Genomic DNA, 21,491 nt, shown 5'->3' on the forward strand with positions numbered 1-21,491 from the left:
CGGATTAGAGGTTACTGCTGTATGAAACCTACTATTAGTGAGGCTGAAAAGGCGCCATCGTCAAAAACCAGCCTTCTTTATAATCCCACTTTCCGCTCAGTTGCGTTTCAGATCATCGCTGTAGGCGCACTAGGCTTTTTTATCTACACTATTGTTAACAATGCACTTACCAATCTAGATTCCCGTGGCATCGCCACAGGTTTTGGTTTCCTTGATCAAGAAGCAGGCTTTGGGATTGGCCTAACGCTTATTGAATATGATGAAACCTTCTCTTATGGGCGAACCTTCTGGGTCGGTCTACTGAACACCGCGTTAGTCTCTGTTTTGGGTATTATCGTTGCAACCGTGCTCGGCTTTGCGATCGGTATTGCCAGACTCTCGTCAAACTGGCTAGTTAGCCGTTTAGCTGCCGTTTATATCGAAGTATTCCGAAATATTCCTTTGCTACTGCAAATTTTCTTTTGGTACTTTGCGGTTCTTCAAGCCCTGCCTTCACCAAGACAAAGCATCAGCTTAGGTGAAGCGATCTTCGTTAACGTACGCGGTCTGTTCTTCCCCGCTCCGGTTCTAGAACAAGGCGCGATGGTTGTGATTGCAGCGCTTATTTTAGGCATTGTCGCGACGGTTATTATTAGTATTTGGGCTAAAAATCGTCAAAAACTCACCGGTCAGCAAACACCAATGTTCCGTATTGGGCTTGGATTGATTGTTGTCTTACCGGTCGTGGTTTACTTTATCATGGGTCAGCCAATTTCTGCCCAGTACCCTGAACTCAAAGGATTTAACTTCCGCGGCGGGATAAGCATTATTCCTGAATTAGCCGCTCTGCTGTTAGCGCTTAGTATCTACACGGCATCATTTATTGCAGAAATCGTACGCTCAGGCATTAACGCGGTTAGCCACGGACAAACCGAAGCTGCCATGTCTTTGGGCTTGCCTCGTTCCAAAACATTGAAGTTGGTGGTTATCCCTCAAGCGCTGCGAATTATCATTCCCCCGCTAACCAGTCAGTATTTGAACCTGACCAAAAACTCCTCTCTTGCCATGGCAATCGGCTATCCGGACTTAGTGTCGGTATTTGCTGGTACAACCCTCAACCAAACCGGACAAGCGATTGAAATCATCGCGATGACCATGGGTGTTTATCTGACCTTAAGTCTAGTGACCTCTGCTCTGATGAACTTGTACAACCGTAAAGTAGCATTAGTGGAGAGATAGTATGAGTACCCATCAATTTCAACCTGATCTTCCGCCACCGTCAAACACGGTTGGAGTGGTCGGATGGTTACGTCGTAACTTATTTAATGGTCCAATCAACTCAATCGTTACCTTAATATTGGGGTACTTTGCCTTCACGGGTTTGTGGTCGATAGCTCAATGGGCGTTGATTAATGCCGACTGGGTTGGCTCAACCCGTAATGACTGCACCAGTGATGGTGCGTGTTGGGTGTTTATTAGCGTGCGTTGGGAACAATTCATGTATGGTTTCTACCCGCAAGCAGAGTTGTGGCGACCACGCCTATTTTACGCGACACTCGCCATCTTCACTGTACTTCTTGCCTATGAGAAAACACCGAAACGCACATGGATTTGGCTGTTCTTTGTTAACATCTACCCGTTTATTGCAGCAGGTTTGCTTTACGGTGGTGTATTTGGTCTAGAAGTCGTCGAAACCCACAAATGGGGTGGTTTGTTAGTAACCTTGATTATCGCATTAGTCGGTATCGTCGTCTCACTACCAATTGGTGTGGCACTTGCACTTGGTCGACGTTCAGAAATGCCGATCATTCGCAGTATTTGTACTGTCTATATCGAGGTTTGGCGTGGCGTTCCACTTATCACCGTGCTGTTTATGGCTTCTGTTATGTTGCCGTTGTTTATGGCTGAAGGTTCTGAAACCGACAAGCTAATCCGCGCCCTTATTGGTGTGGTGATGTTCGCCTCTGCATACATGGCGGAAGTGATTCGTGGCGGTTTACAAGCGATCCCTAAGGGGCAATATGAAGCCGCAGATGCACTTGGCTTAACCTATTGGAAAAAAATGGGACTGATCATTTTGCCGCAAGCGCTGAAAATCACCATCCCATCGATCGTAAACACCTTTATCGGCTTATTTAAAGATACCAGCTTGGTATTGATCATCGGTATGTTCGATGTATTAGGCATTGGTCAATCAGCAAACACCGATCCTGAATGGTTAGGTTTTGCTACCGAAAGTTATGTTTTTGTCGCGTTAGTGTTCTGGGTATTTTGTTTTGGCATGTCGCGTTATTCGATATGGCTAGAAAACAAACTCCATACCGGCCACAAACGATAATTTTTGTATTCAAGGACGTATTATGACGCAACAACAAGATTACATGATCGAAATTAACGACATGAATAAATGGTACGGCGAGTTTCACGTACTGAAGAACATCAATCTACAAGTGAAAAAAGGCGAGAAAATCGTTATTTGTGGCCCTTCTGGTTCAGGGAAATCAACCATGATTCGCTGTATTAACCGCTTGGAGGAGCACCAAAAAGGTCATATCTTCGTATCAGGTAATGAACTTACAGAAGATCTGAAAAATATCGAAGCCGTGCGCCGCGAAGTCGGCATGTGTTTCCAGCACTTTAATTTGTTCCCTCACCTTACGGTTCTCGAAAACTGTACCTTGGCGCCTATTTGGGTAAAGAAGATGCCAAAAGAGGAAGCCGAAAAGATTGCGATGCAGTATTTAGAACGCGTTAAGATCCCAGATCAAGCCGATAAATACCCAGGTCAGCTTTCTGGTGGTCAGCAGCAGCGTGTGGCAATCGCTCGCTCTCTGTGCATGAACCCACAAGTTATGTTGTTTGACGAACCAACCTCAGCGCTCGATCCAGAAATGGTACGTGAAGTACTTGATGTAATGGTTGAGCTAGCGGATGAAGGTATGACGATGCTGTGTGTGACCCATGAGATGGGCTTTGCGAAAGAAGTGGCAGACCGCGTGATATTTATGGATGCGGGTGAGATTATTGAGGAAAACAACCCAGTTGATTTCTTCGAGAATCCTCAATCTGACCGTACACAAAACTTCTTAGCACAGATCTTACATCACTAAAGTTAACTAAAGCTGAGTAATCAAGGGCACTAATTAGTGCCCTTTGTTATGCCAAATAATAACATACTGTATTTTATAGAATATTAGCTGTGGCACGTCAGCGCCATCTGTCATAAGATGTCACTATAAAAAGTAAGTTGGTTAAATTGTGTTACATCTTCACAGTTACTTAAACCGCTATTTCTATTATTATTTTGCTAACTACTCCAAGAGGCTTGATCTTTTGACCAAACAACCTCATAAATGTAGATAGAGCATAACACTCCAATGAGGAAGACTATGAACAGTCCGATGTTTACCCGTTCTTCAAGTGTTTCTAACACACTTGAGATCAACAAAACTCTAAAGAATACTTACTTCTTGCTATCGATGACGCTAGTAACTAGTGCTATCGCAGCAATGTTTACTATGGCTATCGGTATCTCTCCTATCATGGCGCTAGTGATGCAAATCGCAGCTATCGGTATTCTTTTCTTCGCGCTGCCAAGAAGCATCAATTCATCTATGGGTATCGTATGGACATTTGTCTTCACTACTCTAATGGGCGGTGCTCTTGGTCCAATGTTGACTTACTACGCGTCAATTGCTAACGGTCCATCAATCATTGCACAAGCTTTAGGCTTAACTGGCATGGTTTTCTTGGGTCTATCTGCTTACACAATTACCAGCAAGAAAGACTTCTCTTTCATGCGTAATTTCCTAATGGCAGGTCTGATCATTGTTATCGTAGCAGCAATCATTAATATCTTCGTTGGCTCGACAATAGGTCAGCTTGCGATTAGCAGCATGTCAGCACTCGTGTTCTCTGGCTTCATTCTTTACGATACTAGCCGTATTGTTCGCGGTGAAGAGACTAACTATGTGAGCGCAACTATCTCAATGTACCTAAACATTCTTAACCTATTTACTAGCCTGTTAAGCATTCTAGGTATCATGAACGACGATTAATTGCCAAAATTGTTTAAAAAAAGCCCGATGGAATCTTTCCTTCGGGCTTTTTTATTGTGAGTCACATTGAGCTAAGCTAACCTAACGGTATTCTAATCGGTTGGACAATCATGATGTTTGAATACAAAGGCAAACAAATCGAAACTGACGCTCAGGGTTACCTTCTCGACCACACTCAGTGGGATGAAGGAATGATTGAAGTTTTGGCACAGCAAGAAGGTATCGAGCTATCAGATGCGCACCTAGAAGTTGTGCTGTTCGTTCGTGAATTCTACGACGAGTTTAATACTTCACCTGCGGTTCGCATGCTAGTCAAAGCAATGGAAAAAGCACACGGACCTGAAAAAGGTAATAGCAAATACCTCTTTAAACTATTTAAAGAAGGTCCTGCGAAACAGGCAACCAAACTTGCTGGTCTTCCAAAGCCAGCGAAGTGCCTCTAGTTAGATCGCCCCTATCCTGTAGCTAGTCGCTACAGGATATCAAACCCACGATAATGCTTGAAACTCACCTCTTCCTTACTTAATTGATCAACTCGTGCACTTGGCGGACCTTTTCGCAAATACTGATGCATTTTGTCGATTTGCTCTTCATTACCGCAAACCACAACCTCAACATTGCCGTCATACAAATTCTTAGCATAGCCAGTAGCACCAACCTTTAGACCAAAGTAAGCGGTGTGATAGCGAAAGCCAACTCCTTGAACTCTGCCCTCTACGACAAATTTCACACATTGTTGATTCATATCTGTACCCCTTGCTGTAGCGCGGTGATATAGTGCCACCGCTTTACCCACTTGTGGACTCAGTGGGCTGTTTTTAAGGAAATATAATTATGAAAGAAATCCCATTTCGTTGGATTGACAAGTATCTCATTCATTTGAAGATTCAAGAGAAGTTTTACCTCCTCTTCTTACTTCCCCTTACCGCTTTGGTTATCCTTACCCTCATCTTCAACAACGCATCCAGTGCGATGACGCACACGCTTTACCAAGAAGAATTGCTGTTGATGAAACACCTCATCGAAGCTGGCAATCTCTCTCAATCAGACGTTGCTGCAATCCTTAGTTCATCAGATACCATCCGTATCGGCTATGGAGCAGATGCCGTTGCCGTCAATAATGGTCAATTCAGCCTTGTTGCCACTCATGATCAAAATCTGTGGACTGCGCTTTCAACGCAGCAAGTTATCGTTATTTTTGCCACACTTTCTATTATTGCACTGTGTGTCTATTACATTATGACCTTTATTGGTGGTGCCATGTTCACCATGAATAAAGCGCTAAATACTCTGGCAAATGGCGATCTCACCTCGCGTATGAATTTCTTTAAAGTGCGTGATGAGTTTAGTGAAATAGCGATTACCATCGACAAGGTAGCCGACCGTGAGCAAAACTTAGTCAAATCTATTCAAGAGTCGATCGCACTAATGCAGCAAATCAGCTCTGAGCTCAATCTTGCCACGCAAGAAAGTGCCCAAGTTTCAACCACGCAGCAAGAGCACCTAAGCTCGTTAGCCAGTGCGACTGAACAAATGGCGTGTACCATCCGCGAAGTGGCGACCCTTGCCCATGACTCTAGCACACAAACCATCGAAGCGCGCAGCATTGCCGAGCAAGGTCAAAGCAAAGTTGGACATACGCTAAGTTCAATCTCTCACCTTTCCAACGAAGTTCAATCTGCGTCGCAAGCCGTTGCAGAACTCGATGCAAACGCCGCTCAGATCGACCAAGTCGTGACAGCGATCAATGGTATTTCTGAGCAAACTAACCTGTTGGCGCTAAACGCAGCAATTGAAGCGGCTCGCGCCGGCGAGCAAGGTCGTGGCTTTGCTGTAGTTGCAGATGAAGTACGTGCACTAGCCGCAAGAACCCAGCAAGCGACCGTAGAGATCCAATCGATGATTGAATCATTGCAACGCAATAGCCAATCATTGACGCAACTGATGGAAACCACTGTGATAAGCGCCAGCGAAGGTCAAACCCTGATGGCAGAAGTGGACAGTGAGATTGGTGAACTCGCTGCGAAAAACCTAGGTATTTCTGACAGCTCAACACAAATCGCTACTGCTGCAGAACAACAAGGCGTGGTAGCTGACAATATTGCGGCAAGTGTTGATGAAATTCGTAACCAATCGAATATGGTATGCTCAATGCTTGAGGAAACGCGCTCTCATGTAGATCAGCTCCGTGCACAAAGCACCACCATGGAAGATATGCTAACCGGATTAAAAGCGTAAGCTCCTGATACACTTTTAACCACCTACCAAGAGCTGCTAAATTAGCAGCTCTTTTATATTTGCTTTTCCCCAGCGCTTCACTGACAATACTCCCCCTTTCAAGACAAGCATTTGAGTATCACAATGACACCATCAATTTACCTAGCCAAAGGTCGAGACAAATCACTTCGCCGTAAGCACCCATGGATCTTTTCACGCGGTATCCATCGCGTTGAAGGTGAACCTCAACTAGGTGAAACTGTTGATGTCTACAGCAATGACGGTCAGTGGTTAGCCAAAGCGGCTTACTCACCAAACTCACAAATTCGTGCGCGTGTTTGGAGCTTCGAGAAACAAACTATCGATAAAGCGTTCTTCGTTAAACGCATTCAAGATGCACAACTGCTGCGCGAAGATATTATTGAGCGTGACGGTCTAACAGGCTATCGCCTAATTGCCGCAGAATCTGACGGTCTGCCAGGTATTACCATTGATAAATATCAAGATTATCTAGTTTGCCAACTACTGAGCGCTGGCGCTGAGTACAACAAACAAAACTTGGTTGATGCCTTAATTGAAGTTTTCCCAAGCTGCAATGTTTACGAGCGCTCGGATGTCGCGGTGCGTAAAAAAGAAGGTCTTGAGGAGACCACCGGTGTTCTGCATGGCGAAATGCCACCGAAGTCAGTAGTGATTGAAGAGAATGGCGTAAAAATCAGTGTTGATATCGTCGGTGGACACAAAACAGGTTTCTATCTTGACCAGCGAGATAGCCGTCTGCAATCGATGAAATATGTGAAAGACAAAGAAGTTCTTAACTGTTTCTCATACACAGGTGGTTTTGGTCTGTACGCACTTAAAGGTGGCGCGAAGCGCGTTATTAACGCTGATGTATCGCAACCTGCACTGGATACCGCAAAGTTTAACGCAGAACTGAACCAATTCGATATTTCTAAGAAACGTGCCGTATTCCTAAACGCCGATGTATTTAAACTGCTGCGCGAATACCGTGACCAAGGCACGCAATTCGATGTAGTTGTGATGGACCCACCTAAGTTTGCTGAGAGCAAAGCACAACTTAATGGCGCTTGTCGTGGCTATAAAGACATCAATATGCTTGCCATGCAGATCCTCAAACCAGGTGGCACTTTGCTGACTTACTCATGCTCAGGTTTGATGGACCAAGTACTATTCCAAAAAATCATCGCTGATGCAGCGGTTGATGCTGGTCGTCAGGTGAAATTCGTCGAACGCTTCGAACAAGCAGCAGACCACCCAACCGACACTGCTTACCCAGAAGGCTTCTACCTCAAAGGCTTTGCCTGCAAAGTTCTATAAGTAAGCAATATACTCTATAAGAAGGACCGCAAGGTCCTTTTTTATAACCTCAATATCGAATTCTATTCCAATAGACTCATAGAGAGATAGAAACCCCGGTAGGATTTCTCCATTCTAATTTCCACCACTTAAACAACCGCGCGCAATAAATAGTCAAATAAACGTTTGCTTACCTTTCCAATCAATTATATTTCTCGTTCTTCTCAGTTTCACCTAACATTTGATTCTCACTTTTGATACAGTTAACAAATCAAATACAGCTAAGTCACAATTTTCATATTATTCATATGTTTGAGCGGACATTTAGTCGGTATGATTGGTTTATTCGAGTAACAACTTATCAACGAAATTTCTATTAGACGCTTTTGTTAGAAGCGTTCGCTACTATTTTCGTTAAATAAGTCGCTCATGCCTCAGAGCATATCTAGGAGAAATAAAGTGAAAGGAATAAAGCTAAGTGCGGTTGCTTTATTGGTGGGTTTCAGTTTTAACGCTGCCAGCCAAACACTGGAACAAGCAGTTTCACTTGCCATAACCAATAACCCAGAAATTAAAGCCTCATATAACGAGTTCAAAAGTAAGTATTACGACGCACAAGCGTCGGAAGGCGCTTATTTGCCAAAATTAGATTTAGACGCAGGAATTGGCTACGAAGATATCAGTCCTGCTGAATCGTCAGGGGCGCTGGACTCAGATTTATATAGAAAAGAAGCAACCTTGAGCCTGACGCAGTTATTGTGGGATGGCAACAGCACCATTAACGATATGTCGCGTACCGCTGCCGATGCAGAATCGGTGCGTTACCAGCTACTTGCTGACGCATCCGACATGGCGCTAGAAGTCACACGTATTTATCTTGATGCGACAAAAGCGTATGAAGTTCTCAAGCTTTCTGAATCCAATTTAGCCATACACAAAGAAATCCACCGAGATATTAAACGCCGTGTAGAGTCAGGTATTGGTTCAACGGCTGACCTGTCGCAAGTGGAAGCGCGAATTGCGAAAGCGCATGGTAACCTCATTGCTGCGCAAAACAATTTGTTCGATGTCCATACGCAATTTAAGCGTTTAGTCGGCCAATCTCCGCAAGGTTTGATTTTCCCAAGGGCAGATGAAAAGGCACTACCTTTAACCCTTGAAGAAGGTCTTGAACTTGCGAACGAACATCACCCAGTGATCAAAATATCCCAAGTGGATATCGATTCGGCTCGCTACCAATACCAGCAGAGAAAAGGCAATTACTACCCTACCATCTCACTAGAAGCCTCTCAGTCTTGGCGTGATGACGCCAATGGCGATGAAGGCAGCTCTGATGAGTTCCGTGCGATGCTTCGCCTGCGTTACAACCTGTTTAATGGTGGCAGCGATCAAGACTTAGCGGAAAGCGCAGCGTATCAACTCAATAAAGCGAAAGATTTCCGCGATCGTACCTATCGTTCGGTTGAAGAAGGACTACGTCTGTCTTGGAGCGCACTAGATTTAACACTGCAGCAAAAAGAGTTTCTTGCCGACCACGTTGATTCTGCATCAGATACTGTCATTGCCTATCAGAAGCAGTACAAGCTAGGTAAACGTACCCTACTTGATGTGTTAAACACCGAGAATGAACTGTTTGAGGCGCGCAAAGGTTATATCGACGCAAAATATGATGAGCAGTTTGCTAAGTATCGTGTCTTTAACGCAACAGGTACCCTTCTCGATGCGCTACGAGTCGATAGCCCACAAGAATGGCATCAAGCAGTGGAGTATAACTAAATGAAAAATCGTCTGATCCTAACAGCTACTGCGTTGTTTGTTCTCTCTGGATGCACCGTAGGCAATAACCAATACGACTACATCCCTACGCCGGTACCCAATCAAGTAGCGGATTTAACGGATGATGATAGCGACGGAGTAATCAACGCTCGTGATCTTTGTGGCAGCACACCAAAAGGCTCTGAAATCAGTAACGAAGGCTGTGAGCGAATGGTGCAATCATCCGATACGTTGGCAATGCACATTCTTTTTGAAAATGACTCAAGCGACGTATTACCACTTTATAACGAGCAGATTCGACAGATGGCGGAGTTTCTTGAGCTCTACCCTGATACCTCAATCGAAATTCAAGGCTATGCCAGTAAAGTGGGCCAAGCCGATTACAACTTGGCGCTTTCAAAACAACGAGCGTTAGCCGTTGAACGACGACTGGAGTCTTACGGCATAAATACCGACCGCGTTAACGTCGTTGGTTATGGCGAGACACAGTTGGAAGATGGCGGTGACGATGAGATAAGTCATGCTCGCAACCGTAAAGTGACCGCCAGCGTGGTTGGTCACAAAGGAGACATCGTCAAAGAGTGGACAATTTTCACCCGCCTAGCGAAATAAGCCATTAAATTGCCGTCAAAAGGAGCGAAAGCTCCTTTTTTGTTTGGTATCTCGTGAACGCAGTGCTAACCTTACGGCAATCGTAAATATGAGAGATATATAATGAGCAAATTAACCGCTGATATCGATGCTAACCTAGCTCTATTTATTGAAGAAACCAAAGAAAACCAATTGGTTTGGGGTCTTCGCAACGAAGAAGGTTGGCTATCTTGCGATTCTACTGAGTTTGAAGAAAGCGAAGTAATGCCATTCTGGTCTTCAAAAGAAGACGCACAAGCACACAATGTTGAAGAGTGGGCTGACTTTGAAGTTCTTGAAATTCCACTAGATATTTTTGTAGAAGATTGGCTACTAACGCTTGACGAAGATGGTGTACTAGTTGGAACTAACTGGAACGCGACCTTAGACGGCAAAGAAGTTGAGCCTTCAACGCTAGCTAAGATGTACCTATAAGCCGTTAAACGCGCTTACCTAATTATTAAAAAAACGCCTTAGGGCGTTTTTTTATTACCTCAATTTCACAGCTAAAGCGAGATGCTATTCACATTTGCGACGTTTCTGCCCACTAGCGATTGTGACATAAGTCGCCCTCGCCTATGATAAGTCCTTAATTATAAGAATATAAATTCAAGAACGTTGGAAATGAAACATCTCTTGGCTCCATTACTTGCCCTCGCTTCTTTGTCGGTATCACTGAATGTCAACGCCTTGGCAGACAAATCCGATTGGGAGCAAGCATATTCGCAAGCGCTAAACAGTAATAAAGAGCGCGCCTTGTCGCTGTTGCAAGACCGCTACAACGCCCTGCCTCCTGGCATTGAAAAACTTTACATTAGTAGCAAACTACATGGGTTTATGCTTCTTCATGGACAGCCATACTACGGCAACCAAAAAGTACTTAACAGTCAATTTGCTGACCAAGAAAAACTCTTTGTTGGCGGGTTAAATAGTGAAGAACAGCTCGATTTTATTTCAGCACGCAACGCCTATGTCAGCCTATTAAAAGAAGCGGACCGCAGCGGAACACTTGATGGCAAAATCCTATTTGAATACCACCTGTGCCGCGCGCTTAATCGCCAGGCTCTCTACCACCAAGCTGACATGTATTGTTCATCTTTGCATACTCACATTCAAGATAGTGAAGCGTCGGTTTTACCCAAACACCAAGCACTGCGAGTGATAGCCAACAACCAAGAATTCCTTGGCTATTATCAAAAAGCGCTCGATACCTATCAAGAACTACTGAGTATCATTCCAAGCTATGTTGATTCGTCTGGTGTTTACAACGACGCTGGGCTGCTATTGGCAACGTTAGGCAATTTTGAGCAATCTAAAAACTATCTAGATACAGCTTTAACCATGCGCAAAAGTGCCAATCAACAGCTAGAATTGGCTCAAACTCACCACAGCATGGGCAAAGTGAACCTTAAAGAGCATGCCTATGAATCAGCGATCTCGCACTTTATGCAATCAAAAGTTATCTCTGAGCAATTCAATTATCTCTATGGTTTAACCTTCGCTCAATTAGGTTTGGGACAAGCATACATTGGAGCGAAAGACTTTAAACTCGGCACCGACTACTTACTGCAGGCATTAGATAGTGCGACAAAGCAGCAAAATGCCCAGATCCGAGGCGAAATTTATCTTGCCTTGGCGAAAGCTCACCTACTTCAGGATAAATATATTGCTGCCACTAACTTTGCAGAACAAACGCTAAACCTCGCAACTTCAATTCGTAGTGAGCGATTAAGCGGACAAGCCTTAAAACTACTGGCAGATATCTCTGAGCAGAAAGGCGATTACCAAACCGCACTTGAGCATTATCGTCAATACGCGCGCTCTGAGCTTAACAAACGAGATAAAGAAAATAAAAGCGCGTTTATCGCCCTTGATGCAGCCCGTCGTGACTACATAAACCAGATAAAAACTGAAAATTTAACTAAAGAAAATCAGAACTTAAAAGAAACACTGCAAACGCTAGAACGCCATAAAAATCTGTTTAGTTTTGTTATGGTCGCACTCTTGCTGTTAATCCTTGTACAAATGCGTCATCAGCGCAAACGTGCATCTTCATTAGAACTTGATGGCTTATGCGGTATTTATAATCGCTCGGCGTCTATTCGACATATCAAACTGCAGCCAGCGTTAAAAAATAGTGACAATGTTAACGTGTTGGCCTTGATTGATTTGGATAATTTTAAACAGATTAATGACAAATTTGGTCATAGTTCAGGTGATGTAATTCTAACCGAGATCGTTAGTTTGATGAGCACACACGCCAATCCGGGAGATGTGTTTGGCCGCTTTGGTGGTGAAGAATTTATTGTGTTATTGAAAGATGTCGATGAATTGGATGTTGAAGACCGCATTAATCAACTTCAGCAAACCATATCTGACACGGTATATTACTCTCAATGTCAGCAACCAATATCACTGAGCGCCAGTATCGCGTTTTTAGCAACCAAAAAAGCGCTCAATGATTTTGACGAGCTATATTCGATCTTGGATCAAGCTTTATACCAAGCAAAGCAAAATGGTAAAAACACCATTATCGATGCTTACAATGACCCTATTTATCTACACTCATCTTCGTCAGCAATTCAGCTTTAACTTCCGACTGGTTATTAAGGTATTCGTCTAAGCCCTTTTTGCGTAAGTCGCACGAAGGGCAATCGCCACAACCATCGCCAAGAATGCCGTTATAGCAAGTTAGAGTCTTCTCTCTTACAAGCGACAGTGCATTATAGTGATCAGCCAAAGCCCACGTTTGAGCTTTATTAAGCCACATTAATGGAGTTTCGATGCTAAATTGCTTATCCATCCCTTGATTTAGTGCACCATTCATCGCTTTTACAAACTGATCGCGACAGTCTGGGTAGCCTGAAAAATCGGTTTCACATACTCCGGTGATAATCGCTGTTGCACCGATCTGATAGGCATAAATCCCCGCTAAAGTTAGGAACAAAATATTTCGTCCCGGAACAAACGAGTTTGGTAGCCCGTTTTCTTGGAGTTCATGTGAAACTGCTATGTCGTCTCGTGTTAAGGAGCTGATTGCTAATTCATTTAGTAGGCTAACATCCATCACCTTATGCGCTTTAACGCCCAGCTCAATTGCCAATTGCTGCGCCACTTCAATTTCGAGTTTATGCCTTTGACCGTAGTCAAACGTAATGGCATGCACTTCGTCATACTCAGTTAACGCTTTCACTAAGCATGTCGTCGAATCTTGACCACCGCTGAATACTACTACTGCTTTATTCACGTTCTGTCCTTTATGCGATATCTAAATATTTATGTGTCTGAATGGAAAGACGCCAATTGCGTTCAATACACGTATCAATACACAGCTGTGTGGCGCGGGCTTTTTGACTTATCGGCTGCAGGGCAATAATAGTCTGTTTCGCTACTGGACATTGTTCAAGCAATTGATCCAGTTGCTCGATATCTTTGCCAGTCCCCACTGGATGCTTGATTTCGTTAGCACGTGCCATTGCACTTGCAATGACATCACGTTGACCTTTCATTGCAATCTTAGGTGACACCGTCACCCACGTATTTTCTGAGGTTAGCACATCGCACGTTCCACTGGTTTCAATTTGGCACTGACAACCAACTTCTTCAAATGCCGCCGTCAAAGGTCGTAAATCATACTCACATGGTTCACCACCAGTGATAACAATGTGCTTAGCATTAAATCTTTGCTGATAAATCGCCACCAGCTCTTGTGCTGTCACATTTGCCCACTTGGAAGACTCTCGGCTTTTGGTCAGGATTTCTTGAGTTTCGCACTCATCTTTTATATCCACTTCCCAAGTGTGCTTCGTATCACACCAAGCACAGCCAACAGGGCAATATTGAAGACGAATAAATACCGATGGCACACCGGTAAACACTCCCTCACCTTGAATGGTTTCAAACATCTCATTCAATTTGTACAACATGACAGTCCATCTTTTGAAATTTGCTGCAAACCATATAAGAGGAAGGGTAACAGGTCAAATGATGCTACGCGTAAACGACTACTTTTTTACCGTTTCAAACCCAAGAATGTATTCAAATATCAAGTTATATTCTTTGTTATGCGGCATATATAAAACTTAATAAATTAAATTAATTACATCTATCGTAACGATAAATAATTTATGGCTATATACGCCCTTTTCCTACAACACAGTAGCCGCTAAAGCAGTTACCATACCGTTACTTCAAAACAGCTAAATAGGAAACATAGGATGTTTCGAAATCTAACCGTTAAACAAAAAATCATTTTGCCTTTAATCACCATCATCACTTTTTTTGCGATCAGCTCGTTTGTGAACGTCATCGCATCGAAAAAGCAAAGTGAACTTACCTACCAACTGAATCAAGTGGTAGTTCCGACCTTGTTTAATATTGAAGATGCTTATCGCGATCTCTATCAGACCACTTCCGCTATTCAAGGTCTTGCGTTAGCAGAGAATGATCAAGACTCCATTGATTACAACAAGTTTGAATACGAGGACAATGCATACAAAGCCATTCCACGTATGAACAAGATTCACCAAGCAGTAGACAGTGGCGTGATGCCTCTTTCTCTAGCAAACGACATTCGCGCGCTGGAAACACTCGCGAATCAGTGGCTAGCAAGCTATGAGTCATTGTTGGCGACTCCGCAAAATCAGTGGGTTTCAAATTACCAAGCGAGTAAAGATCTTTACGATCAGCAGTTCGTTGCGGTGCGTAAACAGCTCAACGTAGTTAAAGACCAATTAGAAGCAAAAAGCAAAACGCTACAGCAAGAAATCCGCGATGCGGCGGCTCAAGCTGAGCTGGCATTGGAAATCGGCACTTTGGTCGTCATTCTATTGGCTTGCTTAACCTGCTGGTTATTAATTCGTGCCATTGTTAAGCCTTTGGAAGATATTCAAAATGCTATGGCAGAAATAGCTCTTGGCGATGGTGACTTAAACCAAACAATTACGACTAACTCAAACGATGAAATCGGTAAACTGGCGAACAGCTTCAACCAATTTGTTGCCAAGATTCGTGCAACGATTCAGCAAGTTGTTGCCACCAACCAAGCCGTGAAAAGTGAGCTAGTTGGCTTAGTCGAGATCTCGCAAAGTATCGGCGAGCAGACCATTCAACAACGTCAAGAGAGTGAATTGGTTTCAACAGCGGTTAATGAAATGCAAGCAACTAGCCAAGTTGTGAGCGACAACGCTCGTGAAGCGGCAAGTGCAAGCCAGAGTGCTGACTTAGAGGTTCAATCAGCCAATACCGTTCTGGTTGAAACCGTAGAGTCAATCCGTACGCTAGCGTCAGAGATTGATGAAGCAAGCCGCGTGATCAACCACCTATCTTCTGACGTGGGTAACATCGCCTCTGTGCTTGACGTGATTAAAGGCATTGCAGAGCAAACTAACCTGCTTGCCCTTAATGCAGCCATTGAAGCAGCCCGCGCTGGTGAGCAAGGTCGTGGTTTCGCCGTTGTTGCTGACGAGGTGCGCTCTTTGGCAAGCCGCACTCAGCAAAGTACAGGTGAAATTCAGTTGATGATTGAAAAGTTACAACAAGGCGCACATCAAGCGGTTGAAGTAATGAAATCAAGCCGCAACAGTAGCGAAGGCACCATCGAATCAGCTGGTCAAGCAAGCCAATCACTGCAAGTGATCCTTAATGCAATGTCTAGCATGAACGACATGAACACTCATATTGCTTCTGCCGCAGTACAGCAAAGCGCAGTAAGTGAAGAAGTATCTGGTAATATTGTTCGTATCGCGAGCAACAGTGCTGAAGTGGTTGAAAGTGTCAGCCAAGCCGAAGTACGAGTAAGTGGTTTGAACCATCAATGTGAACAACTAGACCGATTAGTATCTCAGTTCAAATGCTAATACATAAGCAGTAAGTAAGAAGACCTAGCAAATGCTAGGTCTTTTTCTTTCTATTTATTGTGAATAAGCCCAATATGCGATGCTCAAAGCAGAACCACTAAACCAAGCTCGGTTACTTGGACATATTAACCATTCTTAGGTAGACAGTGCTGACGATAACTAGTGATGGCAAAAGCAAAACCTTAACCAGCAAAGAGTAAAAGTTGCTGGTATCCACCATGCTATGAAGCAATACAAAAGCAAAGCAGACTGCCGCCAGAACCGCACTTAGTATCACTCCAGCCTTGGCGCTGATAATTTTTGGCAGTTCAAACGCAAAAACACTCAGTAGAAATGCGCACGATACCAAGGCTAAGCCAAGTAACTGTGGCGTTTGCCATAAAAAGGCAAAGATGCCAGAAAGCACACTTAGCATTAACCACACACCTTTACCCACAAAAAGCTGTTGGCTTTTCTCACCGATTTTAGTGTCTAAACGAGACATGTGCCAAGCACAGAGCCAACCAAATAAAAGCCCGGTTAAGCTATCAATCAAAAAGGTACTGGCGCTGTAAAATAGCGCGACCACTAGCCAAAGTAGAACGATGGTATTGATAAACGAGAATCGGTTCCAACCCTTTAGACCAAGTTGATTGCCGACCATAGCAAAGCCGATAGTCCACAAGGTCACAGACAAACTTGGTAACCCATAGCCAACTTGCTGTGCCAAATTCAAACTTGGCTGGTAGACAAATGGTCTTGGAAGCTGAAAACCCACTTTACCAAGCTGCACCACTAATGCTCCAAAGATCAAAGTAAAAATCAGCTTAAACGCAAAATCGCGCCCAAGTTGCGAGTAGCAAATAGGCAGTAACAATAACCACCAAGGAGAAGAAAGCATTAAGCCCCCTAACAGCAATGAGCTAATAAGGGTTAATGGTGGTGAGTCACTAAACCTTAACCAAGACTGAAATTTAGCGATCCATGGCAATTCCAGTTGATGAAACGACGGCGCCGCTTCGGCGAGTGATTCGACATAACTCACCGGCTGCTCCGTCGCCTTAAGGTAGAGATCCTGAATAAAATGCCACTCGGCAGGATAACGGTACACTTCCGCTTCGATACTAAACGGGTCGATTAAATGTGCATGAGCAATCTCGATGCCATAATGAGGGGCAAACCAAATTGGCAATACATGCCCACCATCTTTATCTTGCTGACCAAAGGCAATCAGATCAGAATCAGCCACACAATCAAAAAACACCGCAGATTCGCTGTGCCCAAGTTCTTTACCAACGGTCACCACCAACCCCGTTTCTTCCCATACTTCACGCTGAGCAGCTTGTTGAGGCGGTTCATCAACGGCAATAGTCCCTGCAGGTAACGACCACTTTTCAGTAAGTATTTCTTTAACCATCACCAAGCTGTTATCGGCGCGAACTAGACACACTGCCCCTTTAGGTGCGGCATGTACTGTTTTTATCGAAAATAAAACACTCAGCAGCACAACACTGCTTAATAAAACGTAATTACGCCATATCCCTGTCATTTATTTACTGCTCTATGTTTTTTCTTAGCCAATGTATATGGTGGTTAAAGCCACTATCAAAATAGAATTCACACGCGCTTTGGTTAAAGTTCCAAACCTCAACAAATACCTGCTTCACGCCATATTCTTCAAAACGAGTTTCTAGCGCTTGATATAGACGCTGCGCTACTTTTTGTTTGCGGCAATCAGGTAGAACATACAACTCATCTACACTGCCCATCTGCACAGGTTTACTCACTGTCGAAATAAGCTCGCAGAAATGCCCGGTAATAAAACCGACAACTGTCTCGTCTTTTATGGCCACGAAAACCAAGCATTCTGGATTATCTAAGTAGCGAGCAATACTTTTTTCTTGCTCAATCTCTTCAGCCGTTTTGAAACTATCAGGTGCTTGCTGATGGTGTTCATCATGCAATTGATACATTAGATCATTTAATTGTTCTAAATCCGATGCTTTAGCGGAACGAATAGCCAGCACAGTTTTACTCACGTTTTACAAATTTGCTCAAGTTTGCTTGGAAGCGCAGAGGGTTTCAACCGATTATTGTCTCAAAGCCCTCTTCTTACCTAACATCCACGTCAAGATTAACTCTCATTATTTCATGTAAGCCTGAAAGGAAAGCGTCTGATTCAATGAACATCACCGCATTTTATTAATTCTTATCTAAGCCATTTCGACCTGTGAACAATATGAACATAACAGCCACAATGAGTAATAATTCCTTTATCTATGCTTTAAAGACATTAAATTAACACTTTCGTAACCTTGTAAATATTGGCAATTAACATAAACCGATTATTTTATTCTTACATGCCAATCTGGACATATGAATAATTCACCATAAGATAACTTGGGACATGTTATTCAATATGTTGCATTTAGATTACCTCTCGCGCTTTGCGCGTCAATAGAAGGAACGTGAACCATGTTTAAGGGAATGAAAACCACCCTAGCAGCTTCGGTAATTGCTGCATCATTTTCGTTTAGTGCTTTAGCGGCAGACATTGAGAAAATACACTTTCTTATTCCAGGTGGCGCTGGCGGCGGTTGGGACATGACTGCTCGCGGTACGGGTGATGTACTGGTTAAAGAAGAGTTGGTAAACAACGTCTCATTTCAAAACCTCTCTGGCGGTGGCGGTGGTAAAGCCATTGCTCATCTGATTGAAACAGCGAAGCGTCAAGAAGACACGCTAATGGTTAACTCAACACCGATTGTTGTTCGCTCTCTTACTGGTGTTTTCCCACAATCTTTCCGTGATTTAACCCCTGTTGCCGCAACTATTGCCGATTATGGTGCAATCGTAACGACACCAGATTCGCCATATAACTCGTGGGAAGACGTCGTAAAAGCTTTTGGTGAAAACCCTCGTGATGTAAAAGTTGCAGGCGGTTCCGCTCGCGGCAGCATGGACCACCTTGTTGTCGCTGCGGCATTTAAAGGCGAAGGTTTTGATGCGCGCAAAGTACGCTACATTGCCTATGACGCTGGTGGTAAAGCAATGGCAGCACTACTCTCAGGTGAAACGCCACTACTTTCGACAGGGCTTGGTGAAGTGCTAGAGATGTCAAAGTCCGGTCAGGTAAAAGTTCTTGCGGTAACGGCACCAAAACGTCTTGATGCAGCGCCAGATATTCCAACACTGACTGAATATGGCAATGAAACGGTATTTGCTAACTGGCGCGGGTTCTTTGCAGCTCCTGGGGTAAGCCAAGAGAAAATCGATGAGTGGAATGCAGCATTTAGCAAGATGTACAACACTGAACAATGGCAAGTAGTTCGTGACCGCAATGGTTGGATCGATAACTACAAAGCGGACAAAGAGTTCTTTGCCTTCCTAGAAGATCAAGAAACCCAAATGGGTAACCTCATGCGTGAACTTGGTTTTCTTAAATAACCCCTCTTAGCTATCTATTTGGAAAGTTGTATGGGCTAGCAGTCTTCTAGCCCAATTTCCACCACTGTGCTGGTCTAATCATATCGCGTCTCAACGCGTTAGATTCAAGTGTAGTGAAAATCCCGAACAAAAATGGAGCTTGATATGTCGGATCTACCGTCGCGTAACTCTGCCTCTTTTTTTAGCAAAAAGAATCTACTTTGCCGTGATCGAGTTGGCGCTCTAATCTTTTTAGTCGTTTGCTTATGTTACGGTTATCAAACATCCCAGATCCCTCTTTTTCCTGGTGATGAGTACGAACCTTTCACTGCTCGTACCTTACCAACCATTCTAACTTTTATCGGGATTGCGTTGTCTCTGCTGTTGTTGCTCACAGCCAAAAGTGACAACGAGCAACTCGACGTTGGCACTTTCAATTGGAAACTGCTAGGTGGCTTTCTAATTTTGATGGCGTTATACGGTATCGGGCTAACATACCTCGGGTTTGTGCTAGCAACCAGTGCTTTTTTGCTTGCAGGCTTTTACCTACTAGGAGAGCGCCGCAAAAGCATTCTGTTTGGCGCATCATTCCCATTTGTTATTGCGTTCTATTTGCTGCTGACTAAAGGGCTCGATATTTATCTTGAGCCGGGTTTGCTGTTTATAATGTGGTCATAGACGATAGGATTTAAATTATGTTGGATGGAATCTTACAAGGATTATCGACTGCGGTAATGCCGATGAACATTATGATGGTTGTCGTCGGTTGTTTTGTCGGTACCTTTATTGGCATGTTACCAGGTCTCGGACCGATTTCTGCGATCGCATTGATGATCCCTATCACCTATGGTCTTGAGCCTTCTTCTGGTCTTATCCTGATGGCTGGCGTTTATTACGGCGCCGTGTTCGGAGGTTCAACCTCTTCTATTCTGATCAACGCTCCGGGGTGCTCTTCTACCGTAGTCACGGCGTTTGATGGTTACCCGATGGCACAAAAAGGGATGGCAGGTAAAGCCTTAGCACTGGCGGCTTACTCATCATTCACTGGCGGTACACTATCGGCAATTATGTTGCTTGTCGCCGCCCCAGCGCTCGCAAAAGTGTCTCTGAGCTTTCAATCATCTGATTACTTTGCATTGATGGTGTTGGGTCTTTCTGCCGTAGCAGCGTTTGCAGGTAAAGGACAGGTGCTAAAAGCTTGGATGATGACGATTCTGGGTTTAATGCTCTCTACTGTTGGTATCGATAAAGGTGTGGGTGTTGAGCGCTTTACCTTTGGTTTGACTGATCTTATGGACGGCTTTAGTTTCCTTCTGCTAGCCATGGCGACTTTTGCCTTGGGTGAGACCCTAATGGGCATTCTTAAGCCAAGTAATGATACGCGTGGTGAAGAACAAGACAAACTCTCAAACATCGGCAGTATGAAAGTCACCAAGGAAGAAATTAAAGAAGTCGCGCCTGTCTCGATCCGATCTTCTATTTTAGGCTTCTTCACTGGCGTGCTGCCAGGTGCTGGTGCGACCATTGCCGCTTTCCTAAGCTATGGCATGGAAAGAAACCTTGCGCCAAAAGAGAAGAAAGAAGAATTTGGTAAAGGCAGTATTCGAGGTTTGGTCGCTCCAGAATCAGCTAACAATGCGGCATCGAGTGGCTCATTTGTTCCTCTGCTAACTCTCGGTATTCCTGGCTCTGGTACTACAGCAATCATGCTTGGAGCACTTATTGCCTATGGCATTCAACCGGGACCACGTCTATTTGTTGAGCACCCTGATGTATTTTGGTCAGTGATCATCTCAATGTACATTGGCAATATTGTGCTGGTGATTCTTAACCTACCACTAATCCCATACATCTCGAAACTGCTTGCTGTGCCAAGAACCGTTCTATTGCCGATGATCCTGTTCTTCTCTATCACAGGCGTTTACTTGGTGTCATTCAATACCATGGATGTCTTCATCATGTTGTTGATTGCCATGGCGGCAATTGCTCTGAGACTGGCGAATTTCCCGCTAGCCCCATTACTGCTGGGCTTTATCTTAGGTGGATTGATGGAAGAGAATTTGCGACGAGCGCTTATGATAAGTGATGGAGAACTTAGCTTCTTATGGGAGCGCCCTATTACTCTGGCATTTACTTCTCTAGCGGTATTGATTCTATTTAGCCCTGTGCTAGTTAAAGCAGTAAAACGTTGCTTACCAAAGCAAAGTGCAAAATCGATTACTGATTAATTCTTAACCCTGAATTTTACGTG

Annotated in this window: 20 protein-coding genes; 15 read left to right on the forward strand and 5 right to left on the reverse strand. The window is 44.0% G+C overall.

The features are described from left to right. Nucleotides 1–21 precede the first annotated feature (21 nt). From DPF93_RS01695 to DPF93_RS01715, 5 genes are all read left to right on the forward strand, one after another. Nucleotides 22–1,218, forward strand: a complete 1,197-nt coding sequence (locus DPF93_RS01695; protein WP_114764480.1) for an amino acid ABC transporter permease — start codon at nt 22–24, stop codon at nt 1,216–1,218. Between the two features lies 1 nt (nt 1,219). Then, complete coding sequence (locus DPF93_RS01700) at nt 1,220–2,317, forward strand: amino acid ABC transporter permease (protein WP_114764481.1); 1,098 nt, start codon at nt 1,220–1,222, stop codon at nt 2,315–2,317. Between the two features lie 22 nt (nt 2,318–2,339). Continuing rightward, nucleotides 2,340–3,089, forward strand: a complete 750-nt coding sequence (locus DPF93_RS01705; RefSeq protein WP_114764482.1) for an amino acid ABC transporter ATP-binding protein — start codon at nt 2,340–2,342, stop codon at nt 3,087–3,089. A 279-nt stretch (nt 3,090–3,368) separates the two neighbouring features. Continuing rightward, nucleotides 3,369–4,037 (forward strand): Bax inhibitor-1 family protein, encoded by a 669-nt coding sequence (locus DPF93_RS01710; protein WP_114764483.1) that lies wholly within the window; start codon nt 3,369–3,371, stop codon nt 4,035–4,037. Nucleotides 4,038–4,150: 113 nt separating this feature from the next. Next, nucleotides 4,151–4,480: a TusE/DsrC/DsvC family sulfur relay protein gene (locus DPF93_RS01715; RefSeq protein WP_114764484.1), complete on the forward strand. Its 330-nt coding sequence runs from the start codon at nt 4,151–4,153 to the stop codon at nt 4,478–4,480. A 29-nt stretch (nt 4,481–4,509) separates the two neighbouring features. Here the strand turns inward: DPF93_RS01715 and yccX are convergent, their stop codons facing one another. After that, nucleotides 4,510–4,782, reverse strand: a complete 273-nt coding sequence (yccX, locus tag DPF93_RS01720; protein ID WP_114764485.1) for an acylphosphatase — start codon at nt 4,780–4,782, stop codon at nt 4,510–4,512. Nucleotides 4,783–4,871: 89 nt separating this feature from the next. On the opposite strand from yccX, the gene DPF93_RS01725 reads away from it, so the two are divergent. The 6 genes from DPF93_RS01725 to DPF93_RS01750 all read left to right on the forward strand — a co-directional run bounded on the left by DPF93_RS01725 (nt 4,872) and on the right by DPF93_RS01750 (nt 12,569). Next, nucleotides 4,872–6,275, forward strand: a complete 1,404-nt coding sequence (locus DPF93_RS01725; RefSeq protein WP_114764486.1) for a methyl-accepting chemotaxis protein — start codon at nt 4,872–4,874, stop codon at nt 6,273–6,275. A gap of 123 nt (nt 6,276–6,398) precedes the next feature. After that, nucleotides 6,399–7,592, forward strand: coding sequence for a class I SAM-dependent methyltransferase (locus DPF93_RS01730; protein ID WP_164675282.1), 1,194 nt, complete (start codon nt 6,399–6,401; stop codon nt 7,590–7,592). A 438-nt stretch (nt 7,593–8,030) separates the two neighbouring features. Next, nucleotides 8,031–9,347 carry a TolC family outer membrane protein gene (locus tag DPF93_RS01735; protein ID WP_208638742.1) on the forward strand — a complete coding sequence of 439 codons (1,317 nt, stop codon included), beginning with the start codon at nt 8,031–8,033 and terminating at the stop codon, nt 9,345–9,347. Further along, entirely contained in the window at nt 9,348–9,959 is a 612-nt protein-coding gene (locus tag DPF93_RS01740; RefSeq protein ID WP_114764489.1) for an OmpA family protein, read from the forward strand. 102 nt (nt 9,960–10,061) lie between these two features. Next, nucleotides 10,062–10,412, forward strand: coding sequence for a DUF2750 domain-containing protein (locus DPF93_RS01745; RefSeq protein ID WP_114764490.1), 351 nt, complete (start codon nt 10,062–10,064; stop codon nt 10,410–10,412). A gap of 189 nt (nt 10,413–10,601) precedes the next feature. After that, a complete protein-coding gene (locus tag DPF93_RS01750) occupies nt 10,602–12,569 on the forward strand; it encodes a GGDEF domain-containing protein (protein WP_114764491.1) in 1,968 nt (655 codons plus the stop codon). On the opposite strand, the gene queC is transcribed toward DPF93_RS01750, so the two are convergent. Both queC and queE read right to left on the reverse strand, forming a co-directional pair. Beyond that, a complete protein-coding gene (gene queC / locus DPF93_RS01755) occupies nt 12,529–13,224 on the reverse strand; it encodes a 7-cyano-7-deazaguanine synthase QueC (protein WP_114764492.1) in 696 nt (231 codons plus the stop codon). The two genes, DPF93_RS01750 and queC, sit on opposite strands and share 41 nt — an antisense overlap. A 10-nt stretch (nt 13,225–13,234) precedes the next feature. Beyond that, nucleotides 13,235–13,900: a 7-carboxy-7-deazaguanine synthase QueE gene (gene queE / locus DPF93_RS01760; protein ID WP_114764560.1), complete on the reverse strand. Its 666-nt coding sequence runs from the start codon at nt 13,898–13,900 to the stop codon at nt 13,235–13,237. A gap of 294 nt (nt 13,901–14,194) precedes the next feature. Here queE and DPF93_RS01765 point away from each other — a divergent pair, with 294 nt between their 5' ends. Continuing rightward, nucleotides 14,195–15,835 (forward strand): methyl-accepting chemotaxis protein, encoded by a 1,641-nt coding sequence (locus DPF93_RS01765; RefSeq protein WP_114764493.1) that lies wholly within the window; start codon nt 14,195–14,197, stop codon nt 15,833–15,835. Between the two features lie 112 nt (nt 15,836–15,947). Here the strand turns inward: DPF93_RS01765 and DPF93_RS01770 are convergent, their stop codons facing one another. Next, complete coding sequence (locus DPF93_RS01770; protein WP_244204654.1) at nt 15,948–17,363, reverse strand: bifunctional NUDIX hydrolase/phosphatase PAP2 family protein; 1,416 nt, start codon at nt 17,361–17,363, stop codon at nt 15,948–15,950. 4 nt (nt 17,364–17,367) lie between these two features. Then, complete coding sequence (locus DPF93_RS01775) at nt 17,368–17,853, reverse strand: GNAT family N-acetyltransferase (protein ID WP_279628037.1); 486 nt, start codon at nt 17,851–17,853, stop codon at nt 17,368–17,370. Between the two features lie 436 nt (nt 17,854–18,289). Between DPF93_RS01775 and DPF93_RS01780 the strand changes: the two genes are divergently transcribed. The 3 genes from DPF93_RS01780 (at nt 18,290) to DPF93_RS01790 (ending at nt 21,468) form a co-directional block, all read left to right on the forward strand. Then, nucleotides 18,290–19,261: a tripartite tricarboxylate transporter substrate binding protein gene (locus tag DPF93_RS01780; protein WP_114764494.1), complete on the forward strand. Its 972-nt coding sequence runs from the start codon at nt 18,290–18,292 to the stop codon at nt 19,259–19,261. A 144-nt stretch (nt 19,262–19,405) separates the two neighbouring features. After that, on the forward strand, nt 19,406–19,918 hold the full coding sequence (locus tag DPF93_RS01785; protein ID WP_114764495.1) for a tripartite tricarboxylate transporter TctB family protein: 513 nt from the start codon (nt 19,406–19,408) through the stop codon (nt 19,916–19,918). A 17-nt stretch (nt 19,919–19,935) separates the two neighbouring features. Continuing rightward, nucleotides 19,936–21,468 (forward strand): tripartite tricarboxylate transporter permease, encoded by a 1,533-nt coding sequence (locus tag DPF93_RS01790; RefSeq protein ID WP_114764496.1) that lies wholly within the window; start codon nt 19,936–19,938, stop codon nt 21,466–21,468. Nucleotides 21,469–21,491: the final 23 nt, after the last annotated feature.

Origin of the sequence: Vibrio rhodolitus (assembly GCF_003350325.1) — a bacterium.
GTDB classification, from domain to species: domain Bacteria; phylum Pseudomonadota; class Gammaproteobacteria; order Enterobacterales; family Vibrionaceae; genus Vibrio; species Vibrio rhodolitus.